The sequence below is a fragment of the Microbacterium sp. genome (genome assembly GCF_052099035.1).
In the GTDB taxonomy this organism is placed as follows: Bacteria; Actinomycetota; Actinomycetes; order Actinomycetales; family Microbacteriaceae; genus Microbacterium.
This window is the reverse complement of sequence record NZ_JBQDSX010000001.1, coordinates 215,254-231,237: the sequence shown is the minus strand read 5'-3', so window position 1 is coordinate 231,237 and position 15,984 is coordinate 215,254. Positions and strand designations below refer to the sequence as shown.

Below are 15,984 nucleotides of genomic sequence, written 5' to 3'. Positions count from 1 at the left end.
GGTTGAAGTCTCCGTGCAGTCTACCTGTCCGAGCGTTCCAGCGGCTGACGATAAAGCGCGAGTCCCTCAGCAGCCCACTCACGAGTCGCCGTGCGCGCCGCACGCGGTTCCGTCACCTCGAGCTGCCCGCCGAATCGTCCGGCGACCCGCTTGATGCCGCGCGGGTCGGAGAGGCGGATACGAAGCGTCGTGTCATCGCCGTGGCTCACAGCATTGTCCGACCGTGCGAAATCGCCCAGCAGGGGCACCAATCGCACAGGCAGCGATACCGAGACTTCGGTGTCACCGTCGGCGGCGCCGAAGCCCTCCGGTACGGGTGTGTCGGCATGAGTGATGGGAATGTCGGTCAGCTCCGCCCCGCTGACCCGATCGAGATGGAAGGTGCGCATCGCTTGGCGCAGGTGGCACCAGCCCTGCAGATACCACTGCCCGCTCGTGATCAGCACCTGCACGGGGTCGACCGTGCGCGTCGTCGGCTGGGCATCCGGAGCTTGATATTGGAAGGACACGGCGACGCCCTGACGCAGCGCGGCGGAAACAGCGTCGCGCACTTCATCCACAGCTGTCGGTGCGATCACGACGTCGGCGGGGACTTCTGCGGCCGCACGGGAGAGTTTCGCGAGAAGACCCGCGACCAGACCCGAATCGGAAACCGCGGGTACCGCCGCTACGATCTGGAGCCCTGCCAGGAGCGCGGCCGCTTCGCGCGCGGTGAACCGCGGAACCCGGCGAAGGCCGACGTCGTTGGTGATCTCGATGACGTCTTCCTGATCGAGCAGATCCCAGTTGATATCGAACAGCTCATGCGGTTGCTGCCAGTACCCGCTGTCGCCCGGCAGGCCGATGACCGTCAGCTTCTCGACCATCGCACGCATCTCGGCGGCCGAGACATCGAACTCCTGCGCGGCCTCATCGAGCGATACCTGTCCGCGCTCGAGCAGATAAGGCACGAGTGTGAGGTATGCGCGCACACGGTCTGTTGCCAGCAGCGGCTTCGGTTTGTCCGCCATCATGCACGCCCTTCCTCGGGAGAGTGCGCGGCGACGATCGCACCCAGGCGCTCGATCACTGCGTCACGCAGACCGATAGGTTCCACGACGCGAACCTCGGGTCCGTACGAGGCGAGCTCATCAGCGAAGATGTGCACGTCCACGTACGACACGCTGAACCCCTGCACCTCCGGCGTCGCGCGGCGTCCCAGCCTGAGCGCGGCCTCTGTTCCGGGGGTGATCTCCAACAGGGCGGTATTGCGCTCGGCTACCTCGGCGAGACCTGCCAGCGCCCGGTCTCCGGCACCGTCACGCAGCTCCGGGGCGAAGCTCTTCCTGGTCACGAGCACGTCGCCGACGATGCGACTGAGCAGGAAGGTGCGCTCATCGTCAGCATCGAGGTCGATGCCGTAAACATGCCAGCGGGCCTCGAAGTCCAGCAGCGCGAGAGGCTCCATGGTGCGCCGTCTCGGCGACTGCTCGCCGGGCTTCAGATAGTCGAAACTCACCACGCGGCACTCTTCGATCGCCGTCTGCAACGGGGCGAAGCTGATCTCGCGTGTCGTGATCCGTGGCGCGAAGCCGATGATGGGCTCGTCGCCGTCGATGCCCAGAGCGCGGATCTTGCGAACGCCCGCCTGCGCATCGGCCGATGCGGATTCAGCGCCCCACACGCTTCCGGCCAGCTGGAGCACGGCGAGTTCGGCCGGGCTGAAGGAGATATCGGCGGGCAGATCGTATTCTGCTTTCGGAATCCGATACCTGGCTTCGCGGAGATCGTTGGCGTCACTGGAGTCGCCGATCGTCTCGATGGGGACACCCAGCGCTCGCAACTCGTCCTTGTCGCGCTCGAACATCTTCTCGAGTGCATCGACGCGGGCACCGGTTTCAGCACGCTGTCGGTAACCCGAGACGTTGTCGAGGATCTGTTGTTTGGTGAGCCCGATCTCCGTGGCCATCAGCGCCACGACGAGATTCGTCTGGCGTTCCTCCGGTGGGATGCGGGCGGCCATCACTGCTGCGGTGTGACGGGCGGGTCGATGGCCAGGATGTCCACCACGAACACCAGCGTGGAGTTCGCCGGCACGGCACCGCTTGCCTGGTCACCGTATGCGAACTCCGGCGGGGCGACGATGAGTACCTGGGAGCCGACGGTCTGCCCGGTCAGCCCCTGTGTGAATCCAGGAATCACCCCGGCCATGTCGAACGTCGCCGCACCCTTGCCCCATGACGAGTCAAAGACCGTGTGCTCGTCCCACAGGACTCCGGTGTAGTTGACGAGGACCGTGTCGTCGGCTGCGACCGTGTCGCCATCGCCCTTGATGAGGGTCTGCACCTTCAGGTCCGTCGGGGCGGCGCTGTCCGGGACGATGATGCCGGGGCGACCGTCGGGAGCGCGAACAACGGTCGGCATTCCTGCCGCGTCGTTGTACTGCGGTGATCCTTCCGCCCGGCTCGGGAACACCTTCACGACGTCGAACACGGCGACAACCGGTTCGTCCGCTGCCAGGCCGAAGCCACTGAGGTTCTGGGCGCCGAAGTCTTCGGGCGAGACGACCGCGAGTACGCGTGATCCCTCGGTTGCGCACTCGAGCGCCGTGCCGAACGCGGGCACGATCTGCGACCAGTATCCGACGCTCTGGAGCTGCGCCTGCGCTTCGTCGTATGCGGTGCCGGCAATCGGTTCGCCGGTCGCGCCAGAGAACAGGGAGAACTCGAAGACGGCGCTCTGAGTGGGGTCGGTCAACGCATGGCCGGTTCCGACAGTCACGTCGCCGAAGGCACTCTCTTGCGCACCGACCGGTGTGAACAGCTCGACTTCGGGCTTGGTGCCGACCTCTCCGGAGATATGAGCGAGGTCCTCGATGCCGCTCGTCGACGCGGCACGGTCGCAGCTCGCACCATCGAATGCGGGCGCCGCGGAGCATCCGGTCAGAGCGACGGCGGCAAGAGCGAGTGTGGCCAGAGCGGCTGAGGTTTTACGCACGCGCTCCAGTCTATTGCGCTGACCCGTCCGCGTCGCGCGCCGCGGCGGCCTGGCGTGCCCCCTCGGCTGCTTTGGTGGCCTCTCGAACGCGCTTGCGCAGGTTCTTGTCCGTGATCTCACGCTCCCCGATCGCGCCGGGCGTCCACAGCTCGACGTCCTCGTCGCCGTAGCTCGACTTCGACGCCCGGCGCTTGACCTCCGGCGCGATCGTTCCGGGAGCGAGCCGACGGGCGGTGAGCAGGAAGCCGGTGTGAGCAACCATGCGGTGGTCCGGCCGGACGGAGAGGCCTTCGACATGCCAGCCCCGCACCATCGTCTCCGACGCATCAGGATCGGTGAAGCATCCCGTGCTGCGGATGTACTCCGCCACCCGCGACAACTGGGTAGCTGTGGCGACGTAGCAGAGCACCACTCCCCCGGGCGTCAGCGCTTCGGCGACGGCATCCATGACCTCCCACGGAGCGAGCATGTCGAGCACAACGCGATCGACGCTGCCTGCCGCAAGCGTCTCGGGCAGAGCATCCACCAGGTCGCCGACGACGACCTCCCATGTGTCGGGGGCTCCGGCGAAGAATGTCTCCACATTCGCCCTGGCCACGTCGGCGAAGTCTTCACGGCGCTCGAACGACACCAGTCGCCCTGCCGGACCGACGGCGCGCAGCAACGAGAGCGACAGCGCTCCCGAGCCGACCCCGGCCTCCACCACTGTCGCGCCGGGGAAGATGTCGGCCTGCATCACGATCTGTGCGGCGTCCTTGGGATAGACGATCGCAGCTCCGCGCGGCATGGACATCGCAAAATCGCGCAGCAGAGGTCGCATGGCAAGGTACTCGTGGCCCGAGCTGTTCGCGACCACAGATCCGTCGGGGAGGCCGATCAAATCGCGATGGAAAAGCACACCATGATGGGTGTGCATCTCACCGCCTTCGGCAAGCGTGATCGTATGCAGCTTGTTCTTCGGCCCCGTCAGCTGAACACGGTCTCCCTCGCGAAAAGGGCCACTGGGGCGCGTGGAGGAATCAATCATCGCGCGCTCCTTCGTTCTCCCGTGCACGCACCGACTGGAACGTCGCGATGACGTCCTCGGCCGTTCGGCCCTCCAGCGTCGGCCACAGCTCATGCGCGCCGAAGCCGTCGAGCGAAATCATGTGCGGGACGCCGACCGTGACCGCTCCAGAGGCCAGGCCAGACCGCAGCCCGGTGCCGGAATCCTCGATGACGAGCGTGTCGGCGATGTCGATTCCCAGCAGCTCTGCTCCCTGCAGATAGGGTGCTGGATGCGGCTTCGGATGCTCGACATCGTCACCGGCAACAACATGCTCGAAGGCGTCGAAGTCGATCAGGTCGACGATGCTCAGCGCCATCCGCCGCAGCGACATCGTCACCAATGCCGTACGGATGCCGGCGGCTTGAAGGTCGCGCAGCAGCTCACGAGCGCCGGGACGGAACGGGACTCCCTGGATTGCGAGCGCACCACGCACGTCGTCGGTGAGGCGGTCGATGATGGCATCCGGTTCCATATCGACTCCGGCAGCGCGCAGGACGAGCGCACTCTCCGAGAGGGCGTTTCCCACCAGCTGCATCGCCTGCTCATGCGACCACGTACCGCCGAAAGACTCCACCAGAGCCGTCTCGGCCGCCATCCAGTACGGCTCGGTATCGACGAGTGTTCCATCCATGTCCCAGAGGACCGCGCGCGGCTTTTGACTCACCCGTCCATGCTATCCGGGCGTTGCGCCACGACAGCCCGGTGCGAGACTAGCCTGGAACCTGACCGCGTTCCGTCATCGAAGGGAGATCTGGATGGATGCACTCGGAGACCGCATCGTCGTCGTCGCCTTCGACGGGTGGAACGATGCCGGTGAAGCAGCGAGCGGTGTGATCGAGATGCTGCGCGAAGAAGGCGACTACGAGCTCGTGCACTCGGTGGATCCCGAGCTCTACTTCGACTACCAGTACACGCGCCCTTCGTCGAAGATGGATGCGACCGGACGTCGTGAGCTGCGCTGGCCCGAGGCCTCGCTGTGGCGTCCGAGGTCCACCCCGCAGGAGGGGGCACCCGAGTTCTGGCTGCTGACCGGTGTCGAGCCGGCACGCACCTGGCAGGCCTTCGCGAACGAGTTCATCGATGTGGCGCTGCGCGATGACGTGACGGGAGTGATCCTGCTCGGGGCGATGCTCGCCGATGTGCCGCACACCAGGCCCATCTCGATCTTCGCCGCAAGCTCCAACGAGCAGGTGCGTGAAGTGCTGGGCCTCGAGCGCTCGCTGTACGAGGGTCCCGTCGGCATCCTCAGCGTGATCGAGCACTTCGCCGAGACCGCTGGCATCCCCACCGCGACGCTCTGGGCAAGTGTGCCGCACTATGTGGCATCCGCAGCGCCGTCGCCGAAGGCGACGCTCGCCCTCCTCGATCGCCTCGAAGAGCTCACGGGGATCGATATGCCGCGTGAACGTCTGCGGACGGATGCTGCGACCTGGGAAGCATCCATCGACGCTGCCGCCGCGGATGACGAGGAGATGACCGAGTACATCCACCAGCTCGAGCAGACCCGCGACACCTGGGACTCTCCCGAGGCCTCCGGGGACGCGATTGCGCAGGCGTTCGAACGCTACCTGCGTCGCCGCGGCGATAGCCCCGGCGACCACAAGCGCTGAGACCTCAAGCGCTAGCGCGGCGAACGCTACGCCGCGATCGTCCCTGTGGCGAGCAGAACCAGCAGCGTGCCGCCGAGCAGGATGCGGTAGATCACGAACGGCAGGAAGCTGCGCTTGGAGATCCAGCTCATGAAGAATGCGATGACGCCGAGGGCAACGACGAAAGCGATGCCGGTCGCAGCCACCGTCTCCCCCATCGAGAAGTACTGGTTCGGCGCGTCCCAGCTCTTGAAGACCTGGTAGAAACCGCTGCCGAACACCGCCGGAATGGCGAGCAGGAATGCATAGCGCGCGGCGGCGGCGCGTTCGTACCCCAGAAACAACCCCATCGTGATCGTGCCGCCCGAGCGCGAGACGCCCGGAATCAGCGCCAGTGCCTGCGCGAGACCGTACAGGATGCCGTGCGGATAGGTGAGCTGGTCGAGCGTGCGCCGCTTCGCGCCGACGTAGTCTGCGACGCCGAGCAGGATGCCGAACAGGATGAGCATGATGGCGACGATCCACATCGAGCGCAGCACCGTCTCGATCTGATCTTGGAAGATCAGACCGAGTACGACGATCGGGATGCTGCCGATGATGATCATCCAGCCCATCCGAGCATCGGGATCGTTGCGCGGCAGCTTTCCGAACAAAGAACGGAACCAGTGTCCGATGATGCGCGTGATGTCTTTCCAGAAGAACACCACGACGGCGGCCTCCGTACCGATCTGTGTGATGGCGGTGAACGCAGCGCCCGGGTCTTCGCCCGAACCCGTGAACGTCCCGACGATGCGCAAGTGCGCGCTGGATGAGATCGGGAGGAACTCGGTCAGTCCCTGGATGATGCCGAGGAACAGCGCTTCGAGCAGATGCATAGTGGTGCCTTCAGGTAGTGCGGGAGGATGCGTCAGTAGGAGCGCAGCAGATCGGTCAGAACCTGTTGACCGAAGACAAGCGATTCTACGGGCACGCGCTCGTCCACACCGTGGAACATCCCTGTGAAGTCGAGATCGGCTGGGAGTCGCAACGGGGCGAACCCGTAGCCGGTGATCCCGATCTGCGAGAGCGCCTTGTTGTCGGTGCCCGCGCCGAGCAGGTACGGGATCACCGGAACTCCCGGGTCGTGGCGCCCGAGCGAGGCGACCATGGCGTCGACGAGATCGCCGGAGAACGGCGTCTCCATCCCGATGTCGCGTACGACCGTCTCGATGACGATGTCGTCACCGACGATCTGCTGAAGTTCGGCAAGCACGTCGTCCTCGGTGCCGGGGATCACTCGCACATCGATCAGCGCCTCGGCACGCTCAGGAATGACGTTGTGCTTGTAGCCGGCAGTCAGCGCCGTCGGATTCGCTGTCGTACGGAACGTCGAGCGCAGAAATGCCTCGGCCGGACCGGATGCCGCAGCCAGAGCATCGGGATCATCCACGGAGCGCCCGGTGAGGTCGCTCAGCCCCTGGAGCAAGGCGGTCGTCGTCGGCGTGAGCCGGATGGGCCAACGAGTACGCCCGATCGCTGCGACGGCTTCGGCGAGCTTCACGACGGCGTTGTCTTCGTGGAGGCGGCTGCCGTGGCCTGCACGGCCCTTCGCGACCAGGCGGATCCAGATCAGTGCCTTCTCGCCCACCTGCAGCAGATAGGCGCGGCGATCATCGACGGTGATCGAGTACCCGCCCACTTCGCTGATCGCTTCCGTGGCTCCGGTGAACCATTCCGGGCGCTCCTTGACGACCAGGGCGGACCCTTCGACGCCGCCGTTCTCCTCGTCGGCGAAGAAGGTGAGGATCAGATCGCGCTCCGGCTGCTCCCCCGACCGCAGGATGTCGGCAACCGAAGTCAGGATCATGGCATCCATGTTCTTCATGTCGACGGCACCGCGGCCCCACAGCATCCCGTCGCGCACCTCACCGGCGAACGGATCGACCGTCCAGTCCTCTGCCATCGCCGGGACGACATCCAGGTGTCCATGCACGACCAGGGCGGGCTTGCGCGAATCTCGACCCGGCACGCGCGCCATCACGTTCGTGCGCCGCGGGATCGGCTCGAAGTACTGCGTCGACAGTCCGAGGCCCTCCAGGTACGCACCGACGTACTGCGCCGCTTCGCGCTCACCCTTCGCATTCCCGCCGCCGAAGTTGGAGGTATCGATGCGGATGAGGTCCTGCGCGACGCGCACGACTTCGGGATGCTGAGGCTCGGACATGGCTCCAGGCTACCGAAGCAGCGGCGGCGCGCCCGAGCCGCACCTCGGTTCGTCGACACTCGCAGAACCTGGTAATGTTTTTCTTCGGTCGGCAACGGCTTTCACCACCTGCGCGGGTGGCGGAATGGTAGACGCGCTACGTTGAGGTCGTAGTGCCCTTATGGGCGTGGGGGTTCAAGTCCCCCCTCGCGCACAGTATGAAAATGGCTCCTGGCCTGGGGTTTGGTTCTCCGGGTTGGGGGTCATTTTCGTTTCATGTGCTGAGATATGTGCTAAGCGCCACCGAGATGGGCCGCGAAGAGGCTGACTGCGGCTTTCTGCATCGTCGGGGTGACGTGGCTGTAGATGTTCATCGTGGTGGTGATGGTGGAGTGCCCCAGGCGCTCCTGAACCACTTTGGGGTGCACGCCCATTTCCAGTAGGAGTGTGGCGTGCGTGTGCCGGAGGCCTTTGATCGTGACTCGTGGCAGGCTCGGGTGCTTCTGGGCGAGCCAGTTCAGGCGTCGATCCCAGCGGCTTGTCATGGCGTCGGGTGAGCGTAGCTTGCCCTCGTCGTCGCCAAAGACGTAGGCGTTGGCTTTCCCGAACTCGAACGTGACCGTGGCCCGTGCCGCCTTGTGGGTTTTCAGGACGGCGAGGGTGTCGGGGTCAACGTCGATGACGCGGGCGTTGCCGGTCTTCGGGGTCTTCGTCTTCGTCCAGTCGTCGGTGTCCACGGCGCGGCGGATGCTGATGCGTTCCCCGGTCGTGTTGATGTCGGACCATTTCAGGGCGAGGGCTTCGCTTCGGCGCATGCCGGTGTAGGCGATGAGTCGCCACAGGGGGAAGAGTTCGTCGCCGCGTTCGTCGTGGTCCCAGGTGAGGAACGTGGCGAGTTGTTCTCCCGTCCAGGTGACGATCTCGGGTTTCTGCGCCCGGACCTGCGCTGATTTCGGGGCGTTGACCGTGCGCTTCTTCTTCGACGGGTTGACCGCGATCAGCCCGTCATCGATGGCTGCGTCGAGGAGTGCGCCGAGGACGACGTGCACCTTGTGGATGCTGTTCGCGGACAGCGGCTGTCCTTTCCCGTAGGTGTCTTTCCGGCCGCTCTTTTCGAGTTCGCGGTAATGGGAGCCGATGCGGGTGGCGGTGAGCTTGTCGATCCTGATCTTCCCCAGGTCGGGGGTGATGTGGTTACGGATGATCTTCCGATACCCCTTGATCGTCGATGCCGCCAGCCGCAGCGACGACACCCAGTGCTCCGCATACACGCCCACGGTGGGCGTCTTGCCCTGGAACTTCTCGTTCCGTGCCTTTTTCTGCAGCGCCTCGGTGAGGGCGGCTTGGGCTTCTTCCAGGTCGGTGAACCCTCCCCGCGTGACCCGTGTTTCGCCGAGTTCGGGCTTCTCGGGGTCTTTGAGGACGTAGATCTGGAACTTCCACCGCTTCCCCTTCCGCGTCATGTAGTTGCCCAGGGAGCCTTGGTGACGGGATCGGGAGCGTCGCTGCTTCTTCACCCCCTCTGGTGCGCCTGCCGCCCCGCTGGGCGGGGTGTCGTGCTCGGTCATGCTGTCTTCCTTTCTCTCACTGTCGTGCTGCCCTATTCGGTAAAAAGGGAGGCCTTGGGGTCCAGTTGCAGGAGTCGCCCGGTCGTGTGGGCTTCGCGCGCAGCCTGGTCGTCGTAGCGTTCCTGGTAGACCTCGCGCGGGGTGACCCCGACCTGGCCTCGGTCGTAGCTGCCCATCATTTCCTCGGCCCAGCGCTTCGCGTTGATCGCATGCAACCGCTGCTCCCGCCAATACCGCACGAGGTCTTCCGTGGTCAGCTTCACCGTCCCCGCGATCCACGCCTGCACCTCCTCTGGCAGATACGACTCCGGCACCCCCGTCAGGGTCACCGCGTCAGCAGGCGGGGTGAGGATCGCTGCCGGGGTCGTGCGGAAGACGTAGGCGAGGGCGGTGAGGTCGTCCACGTCTACGCGGCGATCCCCGTTCTCGATCTTGCTGATCCCCGACGCCGAGAGCTTCCGGCCCGCGTCGGTCATAAGGCGCGCGGCGGTACGCACGTCCATCCCGATCGCCTGCCGCGCAGCCCGCAGATTCGCGGCGACGTGTTCATGTGTGACGCCAGCGGGATTACCCCGCACCCGTTCTGTTTCCATAGTAGGAACATACAAGCCCACTATTGACACGTCAAGCCCCGTCATGTATCTTTAGGAACTGTTCACACCGTTTTGGAAACAGGAGGCTGGCGATGCGCGCCGTGACTGTCACACTCGATGACCTCCGCAATTCCCGCAACGCCGTCATCACGCGCACCGAGGCCGCCGCCGCGCTCGGCGTCGATCCGCGCACGATCACCGCGAGCATCGACAATGGCACTATCCCGTCCGTTAGGCTCGGGCGGCGGGTGGTCATCCCGCGCGAGAAGTTCCTGCACCTCTTCGCAGACACCGCCTCCGAGGGCAGCGGCTCGTACTGATTCCGCTGGGCGCCGAATCGGCACCCCAGCGCCCCGGTTTCCGGTAGATGTCGGCGGTGCGACGTAAACTGACCTGAGAACGCCAACCACGAGGAGGCATCCGCATGGCTCTCAAGACTCCGGTATCCGAGGCCCATGTCCGGCGCGTGCTCGCGGAGGTCGAGGCCGGGCAGGTCACGGCCGGTGCGGTCGTCACTGACGCAGATCGGGAGATCGCCCGCCGTCAGGTGCGCGGTGAGCTGTCCGCGGATGAAGCGGTGCGCGAGGCGATCGCTGCGGCGCTTGACCGCTTCCCCGCGAAGTAACCCGTCCGGGCAGGAGCACCAGTGCCCGACCGCTACAGCTACCCGAACAGCCTCGTTCTGATCAACAGGCTCGGCATCACCGACTACGACCGCTGGAAAGCCGTCGAGACGGCCGCGATCCATCAGCGCATGGTCGAACTCACCGAGCACCCGATCCCCGGCCGATACGACCTCCCACACTTGCAGGCTATCCACCGGCATCTGACGCACGACCTGTATGTCTGGGGCGGCGACATCCGCGACACCGACACGCACCCTGGCGGCACGGGCATTGCGCATTGCCGCCCGCCGTTCATCGTGCCCGAGGCCGAGCGCGTCTTCGGTGAACTCGCCGCCCGCGACCACTTCCGCGGCCTGGACGCGGATGCGTTCTCTGACGGTCTCGCATGGGTGTGGGGTGAGACGACGGCGATCCATCCGTTCCGCGACGTGAACACGCGCAGCCAGCACATTCTGTTCAATCAGCTTGCCCGCGACGCCGGATGGGTCATCGACTGGTCGCAGATTCCCGGCGACGTGTTCGCCCACGCCCGCACCCTCGCCATCGTGGAAGACCACACAGGCGTCGAGGCGCTGATACGGCCGAACCTCCACCAGCTCGACGCAGGTGCGCGACCTGGGGAGGCACTAACGGTGGAGCAGGTGCGCAGCTTTCAAGCGAGGGGTGTCTCGCGGACGCCGGACGTGCTGGATCGCGAACTCGACGCGGCCCGCCGCCGCCGTTCTCACCTGGCGCCGCGGCCGTTCGGAACGGGGACGCGCCGCCCGGAACCGCTAGCGCCCCACGCCGGACGGTCTCTGTAATTCAACCAGGTCACGTCACAGGCTTAGCCGTGGCGCAGAGATTCCATGTGGCGATGACGGCACGGTGATCGCTGCCAGTGACGTGGAAGCTTTCCCAGTGGGTCGGGGTGGCGCCTCTCGCGAAGATGTGATCGATCGCGGTGAAAGCTGGGATGGGCTTTTCTTCGGGCCAGGTGGGCCAAGGGATGGGACCTGCCGCTTCGGCAGCGCTGCGCAAATCTGACGCCAACCGTCGAAGCACAGGGTGCGCGAACGAGGCGTTGAAGTCGCCCGCGATGATGAGGCGGTCGTCCCGGGTCTGCTGTACCCACGTGGCGATGTCGTCGATACCGGAACGCCAGCCGTTGGGTTGCCACACTGGCGGGGGCGGGTGGACGGCGGCGAGCCGGACAGCGCCTGCCCCTGGCAGGGTGGCAACGGCGCTGACCTGGTCGAACTCGCTCCCGGGGATATTCTCTTCCATCGACAGGGGGTATGCGGAAAGGATCACGCTTCCATTAGCCGGTCCGGGGGTGACCTCGCGAGTGCGGTAGGGCAGGACGTCGGCGAGTTCTTCTTCGGTGAGCACGGCGTCGATGAGTGTCTCGTCCGCCTCGAGCAACATGACGGCATCGGGCTCAGTCGTGCGGATGAGTGCCGCTAGAGCAACAGGGTCAGCACCGGCAAGCTTGGCGTTGAACGACAGCACCGTCACTCGTGCGTCGCTCTCACAGGTCTCTCCAACGTGAACCGGGGTGAGGGCCGGGACCCCGCTGATCACGGCGCCGATGATCAACACCAACGCTGCGGCCCACACCCGAAAGATCAACGAGGCGATCGCGAGCAGGAGGAGGATGAGGGATCCGAGGGGCACGAGCGCTTGAGCCACGGGAATCGCGGCAACACCGCGGATCTCAAGATAGGGCAGCACTGCGGCGCAGACCGAGATCACCGCCGCGACAGATGTCCAGAAGACCACCTGTCGCCGCGTTCTCCGCCGTGACATGCCCACGCGTTGGCTGCTCATCGTCTTCATCCTGCCAGTTTGGTCTCAGCACCGACTATCAGCTTCGGGATTCGCGCTGAACGTCGAGGGGGCACTGAGTTTCGATCCGAGATCGCGGACCTGGGAGTCCGAGTCATGCTAGTCACAGGCTGCGCTCCGGCCCTTCTCGCTGCTGATCCGGGCCGGTCCTCGTCGGTCCGACGTTGCGGCGCGTGAGGGCTTCCTGACGGGCTTGCAGAGCTTCGCGCTCGGCTCGTTGCTGCTCGCGTCGCTGGGTGAGCCATTTGGCGGCCTCCGCGACAGGGCGGGCGTCCAGCTCCGCAATGATGTCCCTTGCTTCGGCTACCTGCTTCCTGGCGTGTTCGGCGTCGGTTCTGGGGTTGGGGATGCGGAATGTGCCCCGCATCAGTCGTGCCTGTTCCGCGCCGTACACGTCGACGGTGAGGCGATCCCGCTCGACGGCCTGCCGCTGGGCCGTCTGTTGCTTTGCGGTTTCCGCTTCGCTGAGGGCCTGTTCAACCGCCCGGACCTCGTAGTGAGCGTCGGCCTGTCCTACGGCGATCGTCTGCGCCCACTCGGTGAAGGGTCGCAAGAGAGACGGTGCGGTGCCCCAGGTCTGAGTGACACGCTGCTCGATCTTCTCGACTGATTCCGCCGCGGTGTCGATGTTCCGGGCGGCGGCGCGCTTGCGCCCGAACCTCACCGCCCTCGCCTCCGCTCGGGCGGCATGGAGATGCGCGCGAGCGTGCACGAGTTCTTGCCCGTCCGCCCGCGCCCGAGTCTCCACTCCCGTGGTGACCGTCTGACGAGTGCGTTCCGCAAGCTCCTTCGCGTGGGTCACACGCTCGGCGTGCTTCTCGGCTTCGACCTGATGCGCCTGCTTCTGTGCGGCGAATCGGGCGGCGGCTTCCTCGAACAGGGCCGCGTGCTGCTCTGCGCGTTCGATGACCTGGGTGAGGCGTGCACGCTCGGTCTGCACGAGACGCACCGGCCCGTCCTCCACGAGCCCGCGCACGGCCTCTGCCGCGCGTTCGGTGGCGTCGGCGAGGCCGTGGTCGGCGCGGTCGCGTTCCATCGCAGCGATGAACTGTTCCTTGGCCTGTTCTTGGCTTTCGGCGACGACGTGCAACAGGTTCTGTTCCCGGCCGCGAGTCATGCCGACATACACGCTCGCGGCGCTGGTGGCATCGGTGAGGATCGTGTGCGATCCCGCCACGGTCGCGCCCTGGACTCCGTAGGCGGTCGCTGCATACGACAGGTGCGCGTGCTCGGCCACATACTCGGCGGGCAGGCGCATGGTGCGCTGCCGCTTCCGCCCGCTCCCCGCCTCGCGCACTCTGAGCGTGCCGTCCTGCTCGACGCGTTGCACGATCCAGTTCTGCCGGTTCGCGACACCAATGCTGGTGTTGTTCTTGCGTGTCTGGATCACGTCCCCGGCACCAATGGGGAGGCCGTCGCTTCCGGTTGCGGTGCGGTGGTCGTCGACCTCGCCGCGCGACACTCGTTCCTCACGGATACGCGCGTTCACAGTCCGGGCCTCGTCGTTGGACGTAACCGTGACAGCTTCTCCCTCCCGGCGCTGACCGGCAATGTGCTCGCGCACGTCCTCGTCGCTGGCGTGCAGGCGGATGAGTCCGAGCGCGGTAAGCCGGTCGAACACCGCGCCAGGCTTGTCGCCGTCGCGCATCCGCACCGTGACCTCGGCGTAGGCGGCGTCGGTGAAGCGATGCACCTCGGCCATGTCGAACGTGCGCCCCCGGAGCTGCGCGGCCGTATCGAGCACACCGCCGCGACCAACAGCCGCGAGCTGCGCCCGATCCCCGACGAGCGCGACCGTCGCGCCCGCCTCGGCGGTGACGGTCAGGAGGGCGATTGCGGTGTCTTGGTCGAGCATCCCGGCCTCGTCCACGATCACCCGCTCACCCCGCGCCAGCCGTGCGCCCTCTGCCGGACCGCGATAGCTGCGCCCGGTCCCGGGGTCGATGTCGCCGGGTGCGAGGCGCGTCCATACGCCGTCGCTATTCCATCGCCACCCATGCGCGTGCATGAGCGCCGCAACACTCGTTGCGGGCACGCCGAGTTCACCGTGTGCGACCTGCGCCGCGCGCAACGTCGGCGCAACCACCCGCGACGCCCGCCCGTGTCGTGCAGCGACTTCGATTGCAACGGCGAGCATCGTCGTCTTTCCGCTCCCTGCTGCACCTTCTACAACCACGAGCGAGTCGGTCGATGCGACCGCGGCCGCGGCGCGCTCCTGCCCAGCATCCAGGCCGAGCCTGCGCGCCGCCCGGCGCACGTCCGGGTGCCCAGGGTCTTGCTGCGGGATGCGCGCGGCGATGAGGTCGCGCAGCTCCGTCTCCGCCTGCACCACCCTGAGCGACGTGAGATGCGCGACATGCTCCGGGGCGGCCGCGCCGTGCGGGAGAATCGAGAAGCAATCCTCCATCGCCAACGCGGTGGCGATGTTCACGAATTCGCGTATCTCGGCCGATACGGCTTGCACGCCGTACTCGGTCATAATCCGGGTGACGTGCTCCTGCACCGTGTGCCGCGTCCACGCCGAACCACCAGCAGCGCACCGATCCAGCGCCCGGTTCGCAACAGTCTGCACGGAGAGGTCATCCAGCGACGCCGGCGCACGGTGCGCGGGCCGGCGCAACGTGGCCGGGTCGTAGCCGGCGTCGCGCAACTCGGTCACCCAGGCCTGTTCTTCATTGAGCGTGGTGGGCTTCTTCGCGAGCCGCTCATGCGCCCACGCTTTCGCCGCGAGACGCGCGGAGACGACCGGCCCCACAGTCTCGCCCGGATGCGCCGCCTCCCATTCCGCTTCGAGCCGTTCGAGGTGTCGGCGTACTTGCTCGCCACGCTTGCTCATCACGCCGTTGAACCGCTCAAGCTCGACCACCTCGCCCGATACCGGATCGAGAGTCAGGCCGTGCCGATCCAGCACCTCCGCAAGCTCCGGGTGCGCGGCGATCACAGCCGTACCGAGGGCGCGGATCGCGCCCTGCTGCTTGAACAGCGCCGCGGTGTCCAGCGCCCGCCACTTCCCGGCCGCCCATACGCGGGTGCCGATCTGGAAGTGGATATGCCGATGTGGATCACCCGCGCGGCTGGTGCGATGCGGCACCGCGACCGTCTGCAACTGCGAGACGGGCACCACCTCCTGCTTCCCACGCGGCCCCACACGGGTCACGGAGTGCTGAGCGAGCCAACGTTGAATCTCACTCACTGCGTCCTGCTGCGCCCGGTCGAGAGCATCCGAGACTTCGGGGTGGAGCGCGGCGGCGATCGACAACGACTTCGGGGCGTTCACGACCATCTCCGCGAACCTCGGCGACCCCTGCCTCCCCTCGCCCGGCAGGCGCGGCCTGCCCATCGACTCACCCGTGAGCGGATTGATCCAGTCCACCCAGCCCGCGTACGCCTCCGGGTCGAGCCCCAGCGCGGCGGTCACGTTCCCATCACCGTCAAGCGCGGTGAACTGCGCCACGGACGTGTCAGCGCCGAGGTAGTAGTCATCCGCGCGAGAGCGGTCGGCCTCGACATAACGGCGCGCATCGGCCCCGGCTCCTCGGAACAAGATCACACCGCCATGCATGAGACTCACCACC

Annotated in this window: 15 protein-coding genes and 1 tRNA gene; 5 read left to right on the top strand and 11 right to left on the bottom strand. The window is 66.2% G+C overall.

The annotated features are described in order from the left end of the window. Positions 1-20: 20 nt before the first annotated feature. From ACTIAO_RS01155 to ACTIAO_RS01135, 5 genes are read right to left on the bottom strand one after another with little or no spacing between them, the layout of a single operon-like run. Positions 21-1,013: a helix-turn-helix transcriptional regulator gene (locus tag ACTIAO_RS01155; RefSeq protein WP_441904497.1), complete on the bottom strand. Its 993-nt coding sequence runs from the start codon at positions 1,011-1,013 to the stop codon at positions 21-23. Beyond that, on the bottom strand, positions 1,010-2,002 hold the full coding sequence (locus ACTIAO_RS01150) for a helix-turn-helix transcriptional regulator (RefSeq protein WP_441904496.1): 993 nt from the start codon (positions 2,000-2,002) through the stop codon (positions 1,010-1,012). Before ACTIAO_RS01150 ends, ACTIAO_RS01155 begins: the two co-directional genes overlap by 4 nt. Continuing rightward, the gene (locus tag ACTIAO_RS01145; RefSeq protein WP_441904495.1) at positions 2,002-2,976 is read right to left on the bottom strand and encodes an FKBP-type peptidyl-prolyl cis-trans isomerase; all 975 of its coding nucleotides are present in this window, start codon (positions 2,974-2,976) and stop codon (positions 2,002-2,004) included. Before ACTIAO_RS01145 ends, ACTIAO_RS01150 begins: the two co-directional genes overlap by 1 nt. A 10-nt stretch (positions 2,977-2,986) precedes the next feature. Beyond that, positions 2,987-4,003, bottom strand: a complete 1,017-nt coding sequence (locus ACTIAO_RS01140; protein WP_441904494.1) for a tRNA (adenine-N1)-methyltransferase — start codon at positions 4,001-4,003, stop codon at positions 2,987-2,989. Next, positions 3,996-4,688, bottom strand: coding sequence for an HAD family hydrolase (locus ACTIAO_RS01135; protein ID WP_441904493.1), 693 nt, complete (start codon positions 4,686-4,688; stop codon positions 3,996-3,998). The genes ACTIAO_RS01140 and ACTIAO_RS01135 overlap by 8 nt, the downstream gene beginning before the upstream one ends. Before the next feature lie 91 nt (positions 4,689-4,779). On the opposite strand from ACTIAO_RS01135, the gene ACTIAO_RS01130 reads away from it, so the two are divergent. Next, positions 4,780-5,634, top strand: a complete 855-nt coding sequence (locus tag ACTIAO_RS01130; protein WP_441904492.1) for a PAC2 family protein — start codon at positions 4,780-4,782, stop codon at positions 5,632-5,634. A gap of 26 nt (positions 5,635-5,660) precedes the next feature. On the opposite strand, the gene ACTIAO_RS01125 is transcribed toward ACTIAO_RS01130, so the two are convergent. Both ACTIAO_RS01125 and ACTIAO_RS01120 read right to left on the bottom strand, forming a co-directional pair. Continuing rightward, complete coding sequence (locus tag ACTIAO_RS01125) at positions 5,661-6,488, bottom strand: undecaprenyl-diphosphate phosphatase (protein WP_441904491.1); 828 nt, start codon at positions 6,486-6,488, stop codon at positions 5,661-5,663. Between the two features lie 32 nt (positions 6,489-6,520). Then, positions 6,521-7,816 (bottom strand): M20/M25/M40 family metallo-hydrolase, encoded by a 1,296-nt coding sequence (locus ACTIAO_RS01120; RefSeq protein ID WP_441904490.1) that lies wholly within the window; start codon positions 7,814-7,816, stop codon positions 6,521-6,523. Positions 7,817-7,926: 110 nt separating this feature from the next. Between ACTIAO_RS01120 and ACTIAO_RS01115 the strand changes: the two genes are divergently transcribed. After that, positions 7,927-8,009: transfer RNA gene (locus ACTIAO_RS01115), tRNA-Leu, on the top strand. 79 nt (positions 8,010-8,088) lie between these two features. Here ACTIAO_RS01115 and ACTIAO_RS01110 read toward each other — a convergent pair. Together ACTIAO_RS01110 and ACTIAO_RS01105 are read right to left on the bottom strand one after the other, a co-directional pair. Further along, positions 8,089-9,363, bottom strand: coding sequence for a tyrosine-type recombinase/integrase (locus tag ACTIAO_RS01110; RefSeq protein ID WP_441890920.1), 1,275 nt, complete (start codon positions 9,361-9,363; stop codon positions 8,089-8,091). 32 nt (positions 9,364-9,395) lie between these two features. Next, on the bottom strand, positions 9,396-9,956 hold the full coding sequence (locus ACTIAO_RS01105; protein ID WP_441881789.1) for a helix-turn-helix domain-containing protein: 561 nt from the start codon (positions 9,954-9,956) through the stop codon (positions 9,396-9,398). 92 nt (positions 9,957-10,048) lie between these two features. Here ACTIAO_RS01105 and ACTIAO_RS01100 point away from each other — a divergent pair, with 92 nt between their 5' ends. The 3 genes from ACTIAO_RS01100 (at position 10,049) to ACTIAO_RS01090 (ending at position 11,385) form a co-directional block, all read left to right on the top strand. After that, positions 10,049-10,276, top strand: coding sequence for a helix-turn-helix domain-containing protein (locus ACTIAO_RS01100; protein ID WP_441881791.1), 228 nt, complete (start codon positions 10,049-10,051; stop codon positions 10,274-10,276). Between the two features lie 104 nt (positions 10,277-10,380). Next, positions 10,381-10,581 (top strand): hypothetical protein, encoded by a 201-nt coding sequence (locus ACTIAO_RS01095; protein WP_441904489.1) that lies wholly within the window; start codon positions 10,381-10,383, stop codon positions 10,579-10,581. 21 nt (positions 10,582-10,602) lie between these two features. Beyond that, positions 10,603-11,385 (top strand): Fic/DOC family protein, encoded by a 783-nt coding sequence (locus ACTIAO_RS01090; RefSeq protein ID WP_441904488.1) that lies wholly within the window; start codon positions 10,603-10,605, stop codon positions 11,383-11,385. A 10-nt stretch (positions 11,386-11,395) separates the two neighbouring features. Here ACTIAO_RS01090 and ACTIAO_RS01085 read toward each other — a convergent pair whose 3' ends face one another. Further along, positions 11,396-12,391, bottom strand: coding sequence for an endonuclease/exonuclease/phosphatase family protein (locus tag ACTIAO_RS01085; RefSeq protein WP_441881797.1), 996 nt, complete (start codon positions 12,389-12,391; stop codon positions 11,396-11,398). Positions 12,392-12,512: 121 nt separating this feature from the next. Continuing rightward, positions 12,513-15,971 carry a MobF family relaxase gene (gene mobF / locus ACTIAO_RS01080; RefSeq protein WP_441881937.1) on the bottom strand — a complete coding sequence of 1,153 codons (3,459 nt, stop codon included), beginning with the start codon at positions 15,969-15,971 and terminating at the stop codon, positions 12,513-12,515. Positions 15,972-15,984 lie beyond the last annotated feature (13 nt).